This window comes from Nemorincola caseinilytica, from assembly GCF_039540515.1.
Classification (GTDB): Bacteria; Bacteroidota; Bacteroidia; order Chitinophagales; family Chitinophagaceae; genus Nemorincola; species Nemorincola caseinilytica.
Genome location: NZ_BAABFA010000015.1, coordinates 25,549 through 41,539 on the forward strand (window position 1 = coordinate 25,549; position 15,991 = coordinate 41,539).

A 15,991-nucleotide genomic window follows, 5' to 3' on the forward strand; every position below is an offset into this window, starting at 1 on the left:
AGAAAAGTCTGCGAATTTACGACTGTTAAGTTAATCTATAATGTTTACAATTGCAATAGTTTTGTTATAAAAATAACATGGGGTGTCTGCACTGCAGACACCCCACTATACAATTTCCGCATATTTACCGTTCGATCATCGTTTTTATCACATTTGCCTTTTCTCCGCACGATATACGGGTCAGGTACAATCCCTTCGGTACATCGCCGGTATTAATATTAAAGACATTATATCCATTAGCTGCCTGCATGGTCTGTGTATGGATACTTCTTCCCGTCATATCCATCACGGTTACGGTCACAGTCTTTGCCATGGTCGTATTGTTGTAAACCAGGGTAAATGTGCCGTTCGTAGGGTTGGGGTAGAGCAGGCAGTCCATAGGGTCTTCGGCCAGTGTGTTCTGCACCGTCAGTTGGGCGGCCATATCGCGCAGCGCCTTGTAGGCATTTGCCTTGCCATGTCCCCAGGTATTGGTGCCGGCCGGGGGTATGGTACCCGTATTGGCATCTACTATGGCCGTACGCGCCAGTATGTTCTTTACAGAGTCGGGGGTAAGGGTAGAGTTGAGCTGCAGCATCATGGCTATGATACCCGCTACCGCCGGGCACGACATAGATGTGCCTGCCGCCATGGCATAGGGATATACACGACCATCTATAGTGCTCTTGCTGATGACATAGATGTAATTTTCGTTAAGGGGCGTATAGCTGGTATCGTAAGAGCTGATGGCCGATGCCAGCGCCATGCCCGGCCCGGTGATGTCGGGTTTTATGCGGCCATCAGGCAGCGGCCCCAGGCTGGAGAAGGGGGCTATCCTGCCACTGGTGACACCATAGCTCAGGAATGTTCCGCCGATGTTGGTAAAGGAACCCTTGCTTACATATGCGCCAACAGATATTGCCGAGAAACTACTGCTGATGTCGGATACGGTCATGCGGTTATCCCCATCGACGGCCCATGCGTAACCCAGCTTCTTAAGCTCTCCATAGTATCCCGTAGGCGGTATAAGGAAACCCTCCCACATATCTATGGTCCCCGAGGTGGCTGTGGCCGACAGGCAAATGTTATCTGGTACCAGGCTGTGCAGGTACACAAAGGCATGGGGCTTACCATTATACTCTGTCGGTGTCATGCTGATGGTGATATGGCAGGGGTCGCCATCAGATCCCGTCAGCACATAGTCGTGTACAGTGTCAGAAATGCAGATGGGCCCTGTAGAGTCTATTGCATTCACGCCGTCATATAGCTTTATGTTCAGGCAGAAGGTCCTTCCTGTATCGCCCCACACATCTATCCATGTTTTCCGGTCGGTCGTATCCAGTTGCGGGTCGAATGTCACGAATGTGCTTACCGAAGTATTGGTGGCAGTGAATGTCTTTCGCAGGTGCAGGCTATCCTCTCCGCAGTTGCCGGCGCTGCAGGCGAATATGCGCCCCGGTCCTGTGAGTGCATCGCACGCCTGGCTGAAGAGCGAATGCCCATCGTGCGGGCCTATGCTGCTGCCCCAGCTCAGGTTCGCTATGGCGGGCTTGAACACCGATGCGGCATAGGTGAAGATGTAGTTCATTCCATCTATGATGTCGGTAGCGCCGGCTACGGCCCATTGGCCGGGTGGCGGCATGATGCCTACGAACACCATATCGCTCTCATAGGCCATGCCCCTGTACTTGCTCGATGGGCTGCTGTAGCCCGAGCCCGCTGCTATACCTGCCACATGGGTACCATGTGTGGTAATGGCGGTATCGTAGCCTACCGACCGCATCACATACGGGTCGGTCATCTCGCGCCCATAAGAAAAACCTGCGGGTGGTGTGCCTGTCAGTTTCTGTGTCCATACGCGGCGCACACGGTACAGGGTGTGTGTAGTATCGTAGAGGGTAGGGTGGTCGAAATCGAAACCGGCATCTATGATGCCCACTACCACGTTCTTGCCTGTGAATGGCATAGGCAGGTTTATGCCCTTCTGTGCCGAATCGGCCCTTGTGGTCTTTTTCGCATTATCCAGCAGGGGCGTTATCGGCGCATCAAGGTCTATGTTGGCTATGCCTGCCACTTTGGTAAAAGCCGTTACCTTATCTGCAGGTATCTGCACCGTCCATATGTTGCCCGCACGGGTACCTATGTATACACCCAAGGTATTCAGCGCTGCCTCATCTACATCAGCACCCACTTTTACAAAGGCGCTTATATACATCCTGCCTTCTATCATCTTGTACACATAGCCATCCATGGGTTTCCCATCATTCCCTGCTTTTGCCACATTGTTCAGGTACATACGGGTGTGGGCAGATAGTATGGCATTTTTTGTATCTCGTGCCGACACAGCGCTTGCGCCAGATACTATGGCCAGTAGGTAAAAAAGTACCTTTTTTATCATTGTAACATATTTATCATTGTAAAAATATAGAATAGGGCGAAGAAAAGGAACAGAAAAGCCCGTTCAAGTGGCATTGTTATGGTTTGTGATACTCCCAATATTCTCTTGGTGTTACGATCTTCGTTCTCTTATATCGGGTAAAAGTAAGGTCATTCGTATTGCCTGATATGAGAATGTCGGCTTTGCATTCCAGTGCAAGTTCTAGCAGCATATTATCACTTGCGTCCTTTATGATCTTTACTTTCTTTTTAGGATAAAAGAATGATGCATTGTTCTCTATATCAACAAGAATACTGTTCGCTTTGGCTTTGAAATCAGGGAACTTCGAGAATTTATCACAGTTCAGAACAGTGTAATACTCTGCCATCAGGTCTTCCGATATACATAGCTGGCACTTTCTGCCAAGGTACACGTCCATTAATATGAGGTAGGGAAAGCTTCTTTGGATAAGAGCCGAAACAACAACGTTCGTATCAAGAATGATCTTTTGCATGTCGAACTGCGTTGACCTCTTTTGTTATCTCATCCATGGTCATTTTAGACAGGCCATACTTTTCGGCCAGTTCGATGCTGTCATTCAAATTTTGTTTGCTGAGCTCGTTACTTAAGATCTCCAAAAGGTCTGAAAAAGATAATTTCTCTTTTTTAAGGCCAAACTTGTTGAACTCAAGTTCTGATATGGAAATATTGAGTGTTCTCATTTTTTTATTCCGAACTATATCCAAAACTACAAAAAAACGGCGAACGATAAAAGCCGTTCGCCGAAGATCTATCTGCTTTATAAGCAGTCTTACACCACTTCCCCCTCAAGGTCATAATCAAAGGCTTTGGTGATGCGCACATTCACAAAGTCGCCTATGGGCAGGGGCTTTTTGCTGTGTATCACTACTTCGTTATCTACCTCTACACTGTCGAATTCGGTACGCGCCAGGTAGCGGCCGGCCTCTTTTTTGTCCACTATCACCTTGTAGGTCTTGCCTATGTGCTCCTGGTTCTTCTCGTAAGATATTTCCTGCTGCACTTCCATTATCTCCTGTGCGCGGGCCTCTTTCTCTTCAGATGTAAGGGTGTCTTCCAACTCGTGGGCGCTCGTATTCTCCTCGTGCGAGTAGGTAAAGATGCCCACCCTGTCCAGGCGGCTCTCTTCCAGGAAGGCTTTCAGATCCTCCACATCGTCACGCGTCTCACCCGGGAAACCGGTGATGAGTGTAGTGCGTATGGCTATGCCCGGTACGCGGTCGCGTATGCCTGCTATCAGGTCGGTTATCTCGCGGCGGGTTATCTGGCGCTTCATGGCCTTTAGCATATTGTCCGATATATGCTGCAGCGGCATATCCAGGTAGTTGCATATGTTGTCGCGCTCGCGCATCACATCCAGTATATCCATCGGGAACTTCGATGGGTATGCATAATGCAACCTTATCCAGTGCAGTCCCTCTATGTCCGACAGGTATTTAAGCAGGTCGGACAGGGCGCGTTTTTTGTATATATCCAGGCCATAGTATGTCAGCTCCTGCGCTATCAACATTATCTCCTTCACACCCATGCTCACCAGGCGTTTGGCCTCGCTCACCACCTCTTCTATGGTCTTCGATACATGGCCGCCGCGCATCAACGGTATGGCGCAGAAAGAGCATGTACGGTTGCATCCCTCCGATATCTTCAGGTATGCATAGTGTTTGGGCGTGCTCAGCAGGCGTTCGCCTACCAGCTCGCTCTTATAGTCAGCATTGAATTGTTTCAGTATCAGCGGCAGCTCCATCGTCCCGAACCACGCATCCACTTCAGGTATCTCGGTCAGCAGGTTCTCGCGGTAGCGCTCGCTCAGGCAGCCGGTCACATATACCTTGTCCAGCTTACCGCGGCGTTTCAGTTCCACCTGGTCCAGTATGGTGTTCACGCTCTCTTCCTTGGCCTTGTCTATAAAGCCGCAGGTGTTCACCACCACTATATTATGGTCCAGCTTACGGTTCTCGTGTGTCACATCTATACCATTGGCCGTAAGCTGTCCGCCCAGCATCTCACTGTCCACCATGTTCTTCGAACAGCCAAGTGTAATGATGTTCACCTTGTCGTTCTTCAGTGTTCTCGTTTTCACGTTATCCTATTTTTAAAGCCCCTCCCGACCTCCCCCAGGGGGAGGTGAGATGCCGTGACCGTATGTTTTTTTCTCAGAACTTGCATGTTCGCCTTATTTCTTCCTCATGAATATGCGTATGGGCACACCGGTAAAGTTGAAATGCTCGCGTATCTTGTTCTCCAGGAAGTTGCGGTAAGATTCTTTTACTGCATCGGGGTAGTTGGCAAAGAACGCGAACGAGGGTACCGCTGTGGGTACCTGCTGCACGAACTTTATCTTTATAGAATACCCGCGCGACATGCCCGGAGAGAACGCCTCTATCTCTTTCAGCATCACCTCGTTCAGTACCGATGTGGCTATGCGCTTGCTGCGGTTCTCATACACCTCCAGCGCCTTCTCCATACCCTGGAAGATGCGCGTCTTATCTTTTGCCGATATGAATATGATGGGCACATCATTGAATGGCGCCAGCTTGTTCTTTACTTCTTTCTCATAGTCGCGGGCGGTATTGGTGGCTTTCTCTACCATATCCCACTTATTCACCAGCAGCACTATGCCCTTGCCTTTGCGTGCGGCCAGACTGTATATGTTCACATCCTGCGCGGTAAGGCCCTGTTGTGCGTCTATCAGCAGCATGCACACATCCGATTCGTCCATGGCCTTTATGGCGCGTATCACCGAGTAGAACTCCAGATCCTCATGTACGTTCTTCTTCTTGCGTATGCCCGCCGTGTCTATCAGCACGAATTCCTTGTTGAAGAGCTTGTAATGGGTATGTATCGTATCGCGGGTGGTACCTGCAATGTCCGATACTATGGTACGCTCCTGGTTCACCAGCGCGTTCAGCAGGGTCGATTTTCCGGCGTTCGGCTGTCCTATGATGGCAAATTTCGCCAGGGCGTTGCCATCCTTGTCGGTGGCTTCGGTAGGTGCGTCTTCGGTTATGTGCTCCACTACCTCATCCAGCACTTCCCCGGAACCCGAACCTGATATAGAGGACAGAAAGAATGTCTTCTCAAAGCCCAGCGAATAGAACTCTGTGGCAAAGAGCGCACGCTCACTATTGTCCACCTTGTTCACCACCAGCAGTACGGGCTTGGTAGAGCGGCGCAGTACATCGGCCATATCCTCGTCCTGGTTGGTGATGCCTGTTACGGCATCGCATACAAAGAGTATCAGGTCGGCCTCGTCGACGGCTATATGTACCTGCTTGCGTATCTCGCGTTCAAAGACATCTTCCGACCGCGACACGAACCCACCGGTATCTATCACGTTGAATACCTTGCCGCTCCAGTCGGCAACACCGTACTGGCGGTCGCGGGTCACGCCGCTCTGGTCGTCCACTATGGCCTTGCGCTGTTCCAGCAGGCGGTTGAACAATGTCGACTTCCCCACATTCGGCCTTCCCACTATGGCAACCGTAAAACCAGGCATGTTATAATTTTTTATTTGAGTGTGCAAAGGTACTTGTAAATCCGTTGCCAATGGTGGTTTTTCGTTACGCATATTGTTAATGCGTGAAAAAGAGCGCCCCTACATATTGTAATATCTATGCAATACTTTTCCATTACAGGCCTGTTGCCTACCCTACATCTCTTATCTTTGCGATAACGATCATTTAATATCATGAAGAAACACCTACTTGCTTTATTCGTTATGCTGTCAGCAGCATTCTCCTCGCAGGCCGCCCCCGGAGACACTACCTGGGTACAGGCCAACTTGGACACCCTATCCTGGTATGGCAATTACGATAGTACCGTTACCTTCCCCGCAGCGGGCAGCTACCGTAATATATACATGATAGTCACCATTGGCAAATATGTTTGCCCCGGCTCTCCCACCTACTGCGGCGACTGGGACTACACCGTACAGAACTTCCTGATGACACCAGGTGGCGATACGCTGGAACTGGGTCGCCTCATTACCCCTTATGCCAATTCTAGCGCACCCCGTACACCGCTGGCCTGGAAACACAGGTATGTGTTCGATGTCACCGATTATGCCAGCAAGCTTACCGGATCGGCCACTATGCGCCTGCACTATTCCGGCTATTCCGGCGGCTTTACCGGCGATATCAAGTTCGCCTTCATAGAAGGTACGCCCGACCGCAATGTAACGGGCCTGAACCGCTTATGGAAAGGTAGCTACGGCTATGGTGGCGCTACCAGCATCAATACCAACTTTACCGATGTGCCGCAGACGGCCCCCGCCGGTACACAATCTGCCGAGTTCAAGTTCAATATCACCGGCCACGGCAGCGACGACCTGGGTTGCTGCGAGTTCCTGAGCAAGAACTATAAGGTGATGCTGAACGGAGCGGCCACCGAAACAAAGGCCATATGGCGCGACAACTGTGCAGTGAACGAGCTTTATCCACAGTCGGGTACATGGCTGTACGACCGTGCCAACTGGTGCCCGGGCGCTCTGGTGAACTCCAACTTCCACAAGCTGCCCGGTATCACATCTGGCAGTTCGTTCAATATAGCTCTTGAGTACGATGCATATACCAGCCCCGGTGGCGGCCTTGGCAGCTATACTACAGAGGGCCATATGATATACTATGGTGGCTACAACAAGACCACCGATGCCGGAATAGATGATATAATAGCCCCTACCAACAACGAGAACCATTTCCGCAGCAACCCTATTTGCGGTACACCCACCATCACCGTGAAGAACCATGGCTCTAACAGCATCACGGGTATGACATTCGAGTATGGTGTGAAAGACTCTGCACAGCAGACCCACACATGGATGGGTACACTGAACGCCGGCGAAAGCACAGAGATATCGCTGCCGGCCCTCACCAACCTGGAAACACTGGCCGGCACTACACCTGTAAGCACATTCGTGGCCAGGATAGTGACAGTGAACGGCAGTGCCGACCTGGACCCCACCAACGACAAGATGACCACGCCGTTCAACCCTTCGCCCAAATGGGATGGCCAGTTCCGCATCATGTTCAAGCCCAATAACCAGGGTGCAGGCGGCATCAGCGAGACAAACTGGAAGATATACGACGCCAGCAACACAGTGGTGAAACAGCGTATAAATGCGGCCATAAATACCCTGTATACCGATACCGTGACACTGCCCACAGGCTGCTACAGGCTAGAGATAACCGACGGTAGCTGCGATGGCCTGCACTGGTGGGTATACGACTCCAACCCCGGCCTTGGTGTGAACGCAGGTACTTTCTTCGTGAAGAAATACTCTAGCGCTGCCAACATCAATATGAACGGCTATGTCTATTCGGGTACTTTCTCCAACGACTTCGGCTGCAAGTTCACACAGTATTTCTACACCAATACGCCTGTAAGTGTTACCGATATCACCGCTATGGCAGCAGGTATGGATGTATATCCCAACCCTGCCTACAATGAGGTGAACGTAGAGATAGGTGGTATGACCAATGTGCGTGGCACTATACATATAGTGGACATCATGGGGCGCATAGTAAAAACAGTAGCGTGCAGCGAAATGAGCACGCGCATCGGCACCGGCGATATGAACACAGGTGTGTACACCATACTGTTCGTAGATGCGGCCGGCAACAAGCTGCAGTCGAAACTGGTGATAGCAAAATAGTAAGGCTGTTCATGAAAATAGTATTGCCGGTCGCCCTGATAGGGGCGACCGGCTTTTTTATGCCTTATAAATACGTCAGGTTCAGCAGCCAGTAATGACCGGTCTGGTGCGATGAACATCAGGTAATACCATTTAGACTTTAATATCCGGCATTTGTAAAACCTGTAATAAGCCCCTCCCCAACCCTCCCCGAAAGGGGAGGGCAGTGTTACGTCCTATAATTCGCCATGCCACCATTCTATGTCTAAATGGTGTAATGTATGCCTTTACATGACTTTTTTAAGATAATGTTCAATAAAATATGACCTATTTTTAAACCTATATACCACTGTGTGGTCAAAAACAGAACGACAGACCCTTATAGATGGCAGGGAATACAGAGCATCCGGGCGACCAGGAGCTTATAGCATCCTTCAGGATAGAGGGTGCAAGAGCGGCCGCCTTTACTGCCCTGGTGCGCAAGTACCAGGAGCGCCTGTATTGGCACATACGCCGTATGGTGGTAGTGCATAACGATGCCGACGATGTGCTGCAGAACGTGTTCATGAAGGTATGGAAGGGACTGGAGGGGTTTCGGGAAGAATCGAACCTGTATACCTGGCTGTACCGCATAGCCACCAACGAGACCCTGACGTGGATAGAGGCACAAAAACGCCGGGCCACGGTGCCTATGGATGGCAACGAGGCATTTTATGAGAACAGGCTGCTGGCCCAGCGCGATGCCGACCCGAACAAGATAGAATGGAAACTGCTGCAGGCCATAGCAAAACTGCCCGAGAAGCAACGTATAGTGTTCAACCTGAGGTACTATGATGAGATGCCCTATGACGAAATGGCCCAGGTGCTGGATACATCGGCCGGGGCACTGAAGGCATCTTACCACCATGCGGTAAAAAAGGTGGAACAACACCTGTCGGGTGGTTAAACTATTGAATAAAGAAACTGTCTAATGCTATGATGCAGGACGAGATAAGGAACGAGTTGAATGAGCTGGGAAGTACCCTTGGCAGCAAGGGGCGGGAAATGCCTATGCAGGCGCCGGAGGGGTATTTCGAAGGGCTGGCAGAGAGAATGACCCGCATGGCCGCAGATACGGAAGATCTGCGTATGGCCAGGATAGATATGCCCTATAAGGTGCCCGCCGGATATTTCGATACGCTGCCTGGCAAGGTGATGGAGCGTACAGGCGTGGTACAGAAAAAAGGTATTCTCATTTCCTTCAGGCAGTTGCGCTGGGCGGCCGCAGCGGTACTGTTCATAATGGCAGGCATAGGCGGTTACCAGATGTTCTACGGCAATGAGGCTCCGCGATATGAGCAAGAGATACTGGCAAATGTGGAAGATGGCGATATACAGGAATACCTGGCCGATGCCGGCGGCGCAAAGCCCGATGCCGGAAAAGGTACAAGCATAGACAAAATGGATATAGCACCGGCAGATATAATAGTGTACCTGGATGAGACAGGATGGGACAATGAATATTATTAGCAGAGATGGGTAGTGGTAATGTAAATTTGGAATAAGGCAGATCTGTAAGAGAATGAAAAAGATATTGAGTTCAATGGTGTTCCTGCTGATGATGGCTGCCGTTTCTTATGGCAAGCAGGGCAGGGGCATGGAGCGTATACATGCGGCCAAGATGGCTTATATAACCGACAGGCTGAAATTGCAGGCCGATCAGTCGGTGCGCTTTGTGCCGGTGTATAACGAATACGAGCAGGACCTGCGCGCGATACGGAAACAGTACATGAAGAAGTACAATGTGAAGGATGTGGACGGTAAGACCCGGGAAAACAAGATGGCGGCCCGGCAGAAACTGGAAGAGGACCTGGACTACCAGCAGCAGGTGATAGAACTGAAGCGCAGGTACAACGACCGTTTCCTGAAGGTGCTATCGCAGGAACAACTATCGGACCTGTATGTGGCCGAGAAAGAATTCCGCCAATTGCTGATGCAGCGGCTGAAACAGCGTGAACGTGGCCCGCGACAGCATAGGTAAGGGTGGTCATTTAGCCATCGGTATCGTATTCTTTTAGCTCATAATTAATATCATATATTCATCATTAAACGGAATAGATATGCGAACTACACGACTCAAGATGTATGCAGGCTCGCTGCTGCTGGTAGCGGCCATAAGCCTTCTTTCTGCCTGCCGCAGGGACAAGAACAATGATACCGATACCAAGGAGGACACCGGCTATACTACAGACCAGAACCTGACAGAAAAGATATTCGACGATGCGCAGACCATGTCTGACAAGGGTGCGGTGGTAACGGGCAGCGGCGCCTTCAAGACCACGGCCTGCGGAAGCGTGACGCATGCCGCAGGTACATTCACCATCGACTTCGGATCGGTGAACTGCCTGTGCTCGGATGGGCGTAACCGCAGAGGAAAAATAATAGTGAACTATACAGGGGCCTATGCCGATAGTGGGTCTGTACATACCATCACCTTCGACAATTATTACCAGAACGACAATAAGGTAGAGGGCACCAGGACGGTGACCAATATGGGACATAACAGTGCGGGCCAGCCGTATTTTAATGTGATGGTGAACGGTACCATCACCAAAACAGATGGCAGTGTGATAACCACCAACTTTACCCGTACCCGAACCTGGACGGCAGGATATACGACCCTGCTGAACTGGACGGACGATGTGTACCAGATAACAGGCGCCGGTACCATGACCCGCCCCTCGGGAACAGTGAGTGTGAGCATCACGTCTCCGCTGATGCTGGCCCTGAATTGCAGGTGGATACAGGCAGGTACCATAGTGTATACCCTGCCTAGCAGCCTTACCCGCACGCTGAACTATGGCGCTACAGCCGCCTGCGATGACCAGGCCACGCTGACGTTGCCCAGCGGCACTGTATATACCATCACTTTGCCGTAATATCTTGTATGCATATATAGAGGCAGGCCTGATGGTCTGCCTCTATTTGTTTTCTCTATAGTATACATTTGTAGCCGTTCCGGTAACCAGGCCGCGAACGGTCATTTATTTGAACACGGCTGCGCACATACTAAAGAAATATTGGGGATACGATTCCTTCCGGCCCTTGCAGGAAGATATCATAGCCAGTGTGTTGAGTGGTAAGGACACCGTGGCGCTGCTGCCTACTGGTGGCGGCAAATCGGTATGTTACCAGGTGCCCGCACTGATGATGGGTGGTATGTGCCTGGTGGTATCGCCGCTGATAGCCCTGATGCAGGACCAGGTGAGTCGTTTGCAGCAACTGGGTATAAGCGCAGCTTGCATTCACTCTGGCATGCACCACAATGATGTGGTGCGTATGCTGGCCGATGCTGTACATGGTGCGTATAAGCTGCTGTATGTATCGCCTGAGCGTTTGCGTACAGAGCTGTTCAGAGATCACCTGCCCGAACTGGACCTGCGCATGCTGGCCGTAGACGAGGCGCACTGCATATCGCAATGGGGGCACGACTTCAGACCGGCCTACTTGGGCATAGGCATTGTGCGCGAGGTGCATGGCCGCATACCACTGCTGGCACTCACCGCCAGCGCTACACAAGAGGTGCAGGAAGACATAGTAAGACAGGCCGCCATGCGGGCGCCACAGGTGTATCGCAGCAGTTTTGCGAGAGACAATATCTTTTACCGGGTAGCCTATAGCGAGAACAAGAATGCCGATGTGTTGCGTACCCTCACCGGGGAGTGCAGCATAGTATACTGTCGCAGCCGCAGGCAGACAGAGACACTGGCCGAGTATGTGCGATATGATGGCAAGGATGCTGTGATATATCATGCAGGCCTGCAGAAAGAAGCGCGCGACGAAGCACAGGAACAATGGATGACCGACCGCGCGCCGGTGATGATAGCAACTACTGCCTTTGGCATGGGTATAGATAAGCCCGGCGTGCGGCAAGTGGTGCATTATGATGCGCCCGAGCACCCCGAGGCGTATTACCAGGAGGCAGGAAGGGCGGGGCGCGATGGCAGACCATCTGCCGCCTATGCCGTATATAATGCTACGGATATAAAACGGCTGGAGGACAGTATAGCGTTGCAGTACCCGGCGGAAGCATACCTGCGGCAGGTATACCAGTCGGTAGTAGACTTTTTGCAGATACCCATAACTGCCCAGCCCGATAAGTACTACCCGTTCGATCTGTATGAATTCTCCAGGCGATTCGAATTGCAGGCCACGCAGGCCATGTATGCATTGAAACTGCTGGAGCGGGAAGGCCTGTGGACACTTACGGAATCGGTGTATATGCCTGCCACCATACGTTTTGCTGCCGACAGGCATACGATAGATGCTTTACAGATATCACACCCGCAACTGGGCTATATGGCCGTGAGCCTTTTGCGCATGTACAGCGGTATCTTTCACCACCCGGTGCACATACGCGAGCTGGCCATAGCCCGGCAGTTAAGGATGCAAAAAGAGGATGTGATAAAGGCGCTGCAGCGCCTTGCCGCCATGGAAATAATAGAATACAACAGGCCGGGCGAAGGGCCGCAACTGTTCTTTCATCACTACCGGGTAGATAGCCGTCACCTGCATATAGATATGAAGCGCATAGGCGACCTGCGCCGCCAGCACGAAAAGCGTACCCGTGCCATGATAGCCATGCTGCAGAACACTACCGAGTGCAGGGAGCGGCTGTTGCTGCAGTATTTCGGGGAAACACCGGTGGGCGATTGCGGTCATTGCGATGTTTGTCATGCGGCGCAAGGTGTGCGCATGGGCGATAAGGAACTGGAAGCCTTGCTGCTAAAAGATATCCGTAGCGGAGTGGTGACGCCTAATGAGCTTGCCGCGCGCTATAGGCCGCATATGAAAGAACAGGTGCTGCGCATACTGCGCCAGATGATAGACAGCGGCGTACTGCGGCTGAACGATGGCAAGGTGAATGGCAGGCGTGCAGAGTAGCGCTCATTATTCGCAGGGCGCCATACTATATATATGCCATGTTCCGTTCTGGTTTTATACATTTGGGTATATATGCAGGAAAGGATCCGTTTTTCTATAGTTGGGTTCGGTAATATAGGCAGCCGCCATGCTGCGCAAATAGCGAACAACCCATGGGCACGATTGGTAGCGGTATGCGATATAGATAGCTCGGTAAAAGTTCCGCAGGGAGTTCCTTTCTATACCGACCTGGATACCATGCTGCGAGAAACACCTGCCGACGTGCTATGCGTATGTACACCCAACTACCTGCACGAGCCGCATACCATAGCCGGCCTCGATGCCGGCCTGCATACGGTGGTAGAGAAACCTATGGCCATAAGCGTAGATGAGTGTGAGCGGATGATAGCTGCCGGCAAGCGGAACGACAAGATAATATTCGCGGTAAAGCAGAACCGTTACAATCCACCGGTGCAGGAGGTAAAGAAGCTGATAGCGGCCAATGCACTGGGGCGCATATTCATGGTGCAGGTGAATTGTTTCTGGAACAGGGGCGATGCCTACTATGCCCATAGCGACTGGCGTGGCAGCCGCCTGCGCGACGGAGGTTGCCTCTTCACCCAGTTCAGCCATTTTGTGGACATACTGTATTACCTCAATGGTACCATCACAAGCTCGCACGGCACCATACACAACTATGCCCACATGCACAATACCGAGGTAGAAGATACCGGCAGTTTTGTGATGAATGCAGAGAATGGCGCCATCATCAACTTCAATTTCACTACCTGCTCTTACGAGCGCAATATGGAGGGGTCTATCACCATTTTTGCCGAAAAAGGTACGGTGAAGATAGGCGGCCAATACCTGAACACTATAGAGTACCAGCAACTGGAGGGCGAGCAGCTACCGGCCATCAATATATCGGCCAGGTCTAACGATTATGGGCTGTACCAGGGGTCTATGAGCAATCATGACAAGGTGATACAGAACGTAGTAGATGTGTTGCACCACGATCATCCTGTGATGACCAGCGCCGAGGAGGGCAGGGAAGTAGTACGCATCATACAGATGATGTATGATAGTGTAGGGAAATAAGGATCTTCCGAAAGCTATATTGTCCACTATATACTAATATTATGGCCCTGCATAGCAGGGCCATAATATTAGGGAGTGTATTATTTTTTCTTTGGTGGCTGCGTTTTGGCGCGCTCGGCCTGCATCTTCTGCATATCTTCCAGGCGTGCTGCCCATTTCGACTGTACAGGTGGTTTGGTCTTGTTCTCCTGTATCTGTGCGTGTATGGCCTTTTCGTTGATGAAGTATTTCTGTATCACGAACTGTTGTACGATGCTCAGAAGGTTAGAGCAGGTGTAGTAGAACGTAAGGGCTGCCGCCATCTTATTGAACATACCCATAAGGATAATGGGGAAGATGTAGGGCATGTACTTCAGCATAGGGTTGTTGGGGTCCTGTGGCGTCATGTTGCGATTGTACAGTGCCAGGAAGAGGCTGGATGCCGTAAGCAGCAGGGTGAAGAGACTTATATGATCACCATAGAAAGGCACCTCGAAACCGAAGTTGAAGATACTGTCGTAGGTAGATAGGTCGTTCACCCACAGGAAGCTCTGCTGGCGGAACTCTATGAACGATGGGAAGATGTAGTAGATAGAGAGCAGTATAGGCAACTGGAAGAGCATGGGCATACAGCCACCCAGCGGGTTCACACCGGCAGAGCGGTATAGCTTCATCTGTTCCATGCCAAATTTTTGCTGGTCGTCGCCTATCTTCTCGCGCAGTTCATCCAGCTCGGGTTTCAGTACACGCATCTTGGCGCTGGAGAGGTAGCTTTTGTAAGTGAAGAACGACAGTATGAGCCTTATGAAGAGCGTCATCAGCACTATGAGCAGGGCGTAGTTGTTCACAAAGCTGTCGAAGAGGTAGAATATAGGTATGATGGCCCAGCGATTGATGTACTTAACGAAAGACATGATACCGATACCCAGTGGCACCATCTCTTCCATATCCATATTGTAAGACTTCAGTGTACGGTAGTCGTTGGGGCCTATGTACCAGCGCAGCGATGCCGTCTGTGCGCCGCCCGATGCTTTCAGGGGCAGCTCCATAGTGGCCAGGCTCTGTGCCACTACATTGGTATCGCCGGCCTTGTAGCCGAACTTCGACTCCATACGCGAGAAATGGTCGTCGGCTATGAGGGCCGTACTGAAATACTGCTTGCGGAAGCCCAGCCATTGTGCAGAATTGCTGCTGTTGTTCAGGCCTTTTTCCTCCTGCTGTACGGTAAAGTAGTCGTTGTCTTCGTTGGTATTGCGGTAGTATACCTGCGTGGCCATGCGCTCATTGGTCATGTCCTTCTCTGTAGGCAGCGCGAAGGTATGCCATGTGAGCGGCACCGATGATGCAGGTATGCCCGTAAGCGCTATGCTGCAGCTCATCATATAGCCATCGGCAGGCAGGGTATAGGTGATGTTCACCCTTTTGCCGCCACCCATATCGGCCACGAAGTCTATGCTCTTATCGCCATTGGTCAATTGCTTTACGACGGGGCTGAAGTAGAGGGCCGCAGTAGATATATTATTATCCACAGGCAGTGCCACGCTCAGTTTGTTGTTCTTGCCATTGAAGAGGTAGAGCGGCTGCTGCTCGTAGGTCTTATAGGCCTTCAGCATGGCCGATACCGGGTGCGCACCCTTGGTAGAGAACTGTATAGATACTTTGCTGTTCTCCAGTGTCACCATCTGCTCGGTGCCATTGTAGGCGGCGGGCTGCAGGGCCCTTAGCGCGGCAGTGGCCGAGTCTGTAGCAGTGTCTGCTACCACATTAGGCGTCAGCTTGCTGCTGTCTATGAGTGGCTTGGGGTGGGCCTTTGCGTAGGCCACACTGTCGGTATACTTTTTTTCTAGGTACGACTTTTGTTCGTGCTGGTTGTACATGATGTAGCCTATGAGCAGTACTGCCAGCAGCGAGAAACCTATTACCTGGTTACGGTCCATTTAAAAAACTAATAAGTAATTACAGAAATGAGGCGCAAAGGTAATGGATCT

Annotated in this window: 13 protein-coding genes; 7 read left to right on the forward strand and 6 right to left on the reverse strand. The window is 51.2% G+C overall.

The window, feature by feature from the left end:
- Positions 1 to 124: 124 nt before the first annotated feature.
- The 5 genes from ABD843_RS11325 to der form a co-directional block, all read right to left on the reverse strand.
- Entirely contained in the window at positions 125 to 2,377 is a 2,253-nt protein-coding gene (locus ABD843_RS11325) for a S8/S53 family peptidase (RefSeq protein ID WP_345083165.1), read from the reverse strand.
- A gap of 76 nt (positions 2,378 to 2,453) precedes the next feature.
- Complete coding sequence (locus ABD843_RS11330; protein ID WP_345083168.1) at positions 2,454 to 2,870, reverse strand: putative toxin-antitoxin system toxin component, PIN family; 417 nt, start codon at positions 2,868 to 2,870, stop codon at positions 2,454 to 2,456.
- Positions 2,851 to 3,078, reverse strand: a complete 228-nt coding sequence (locus ABD843_RS11335) for a hypothetical protein (RefSeq protein WP_345083171.1) — start codon at positions 3,076 to 3,078, stop codon at positions 2,851 to 2,853. The genes ABD843_RS11330 and ABD843_RS11335 overlap by 20 nt, the downstream gene beginning before the upstream one ends.
- 89 nt (positions 3,079 to 3,167) lie before the next feature.
- Positions 3,168 to 4,475 (reverse strand): 30S ribosomal protein S12 methylthiotransferase RimO, encoded by a 1,308-nt coding sequence (rimO, locus tag ABD843_RS11340; RefSeq protein WP_345083174.1) that lies wholly within the window; start codon positions 4,473 to 4,475, stop codon positions 3,168 to 3,170.
- Between the two features lie 93 nt (positions 4,476 to 4,568).
- Positions 4,569 to 5,891 carry a ribosome biogenesis GTPase Der gene (der, locus tag ABD843_RS11345; protein ID WP_345083178.1) on the reverse strand — a complete coding sequence of 441 codons (1,323 nt, stop codon included), beginning with the start codon at positions 5,889 to 5,891 and terminating at the stop codon, positions 4,569 to 4,571.
- Between the two features lie 192 nt (positions 5,892 to 6,083).
- On the opposite strand from der, the gene ABD843_RS11350 reads away from it, so the two are divergent.
- The 7 genes from ABD843_RS11350 (at position 6,084) to ABD843_RS11380 (ending at position 14,024) form a co-directional block, all read left to right on the forward strand.
- Positions 6,084 to 8,045 (forward strand): peptide-N-glycosidase F-related protein, encoded by a 1,962-nt coding sequence (locus ABD843_RS11350; RefSeq protein ID WP_345083181.1) that lies wholly within the window; start codon positions 6,084 to 6,086, stop codon positions 8,043 to 8,045.
- Positions 8,046 to 8,409: 364 nt separating this feature from the next.
- Positions 8,410 to 8,970, forward strand: a complete 561-nt coding sequence (locus tag ABD843_RS11355) for an RNA polymerase sigma factor (RefSeq protein WP_345083184.1) — start codon at positions 8,410 to 8,412, stop codon at positions 8,968 to 8,970.
- Positions 8,971 to 8,999: 29 nt separating this feature from the next.
- Positions 9,000 to 9,533, forward strand: coding sequence for a hypothetical protein (locus tag ABD843_RS11360; RefSeq protein ID WP_345083187.1), 534 nt, complete (start codon positions 9,000 to 9,002; stop codon positions 9,531 to 9,533).
- A 52-nt stretch (positions 9,534 to 9,585) separates the two neighbouring features.
- Complete coding sequence (locus tag ABD843_RS11365) at positions 9,586 to 10,044, forward strand: hypothetical protein (RefSeq protein ID WP_345083190.1); 459 nt, start codon at positions 9,586 to 9,588, stop codon at positions 10,042 to 10,044.
- A 79-nt stretch (positions 10,045 to 10,123) separates the two neighbouring features.
- On the forward strand, positions 10,124 to 10,942 hold the full coding sequence (locus ABD843_RS11370; protein WP_345083193.1) for a hypothetical protein: 819 nt from the start codon (positions 10,124 to 10,126) through the stop codon (positions 10,940 to 10,942).
- Between the two features lie 109 nt (positions 10,943 to 11,051).
- Positions 11,052 to 12,947 carry a RecQ family ATP-dependent DNA helicase gene (locus ABD843_RS11375; protein WP_345083196.1) on the forward strand — a complete coding sequence of 632 codons (1,896 nt, stop codon included), beginning with the start codon at positions 11,052 to 11,054 and terminating at the stop codon, positions 12,945 to 12,947.
- A gap of 72 nt (positions 12,948 to 13,019) precedes the next feature.
- Positions 13,020 to 14,024, forward strand: a complete 1,005-nt coding sequence (locus ABD843_RS11380) for a Gfo/Idh/MocA family protein (protein WP_345083199.1) — start codon at positions 13,020 to 13,022, stop codon at positions 14,022 to 14,024.
- Positions 14,025 to 14,104: 80 nt separating this feature from the next.
- Here the strand turns inward: ABD843_RS11380 and yidC are convergent, their stop codons facing one another.
- The gene (gene yidC / locus ABD843_RS11385) at positions 14,105 to 15,940 is read right to left on the reverse strand and encodes a membrane protein insertase YidC (RefSeq protein ID WP_345083202.1); all 1,836 of its coding nucleotides are present in this window, start codon (positions 15,938 to 15,940) and stop codon (positions 14,105 to 14,107) included.
- Positions 15,941 to 15,991 lie beyond the last annotated feature (51 nt).

Bases quoted from the DNA above. Each gene is read 5' to 3' on its own strand.
- ABD843_RS11325 (WP_345083165.1), bottom strand. From the start codon at position 2,377: ATGATAAAAAAGGTACTTTTTTACCTACTGGCCATAGTATCTGGCGCA.
- ABD843_RS11330 (WP_345083168.1), bottom strand. From the start codon at position 2,870: ATGCAAAAGATCATTCTTGATACGAACGTTGTTGTTTCGGCTCTTATC.
- ABD843_RS11335 (WP_345083171.1), bottom strand. From the start codon at position 3,078: ATGAGAACACTCAATATTTCCATATCAGAACTTGAGTTCAACAAGTTT.
- der (WP_345083178.1), bottom strand. From the start codon at position 5,891: ATGCCTGGTTTTACGGTTGCCATAGTGGGAAGGCCGAATGTGGGGAAG.
- ABD843_RS11350 (WP_345083181.1), top strand. From the start codon at position 6,084: ATGAAGAAACACCTACTTGCTTTATTCGTTATGCTGTCAGCAGCATTC.
- ABD843_RS11355 (WP_345083184.1), top strand. From the start codon at position 8,410: ATGGCAGGGAATACAGAGCATCCGGGCGACCAGGAGCTTATAGCATCC.
- ABD843_RS11360 (WP_345083187.1), top strand. From the start codon at position 9,000: ATGATGCAGGACGAGATAAGGAACGAGTTGAATGAGCTGGGAAGTACC.
- ABD843_RS11365 (WP_345083190.1), top strand. From the start codon at position 9,586: ATGAAAAAGATATTGAGTTCAATGGTGTTCCTGCTGATGATGGCTGCC.
- ABD843_RS11370 (WP_345083193.1), top strand. From the start codon at position 10,124: ATGCGAACTACACGACTCAAGATGTATGCAGGCTCGCTGCTGCTGGTA.
- ABD843_RS11380 (WP_345083199.1), top strand. From the start codon at position 13,020: ATGCAGGAAAGGATCCGTTTTTCTATAGTTGGGTTCGGTAATATAGGC.
- yidC (WP_345083202.1), bottom strand. From the start codon at position 15,940: ATGGACCGTAACCAGGTAATAGGTTTCTCGCTGCTGGCAGTACTGCTC.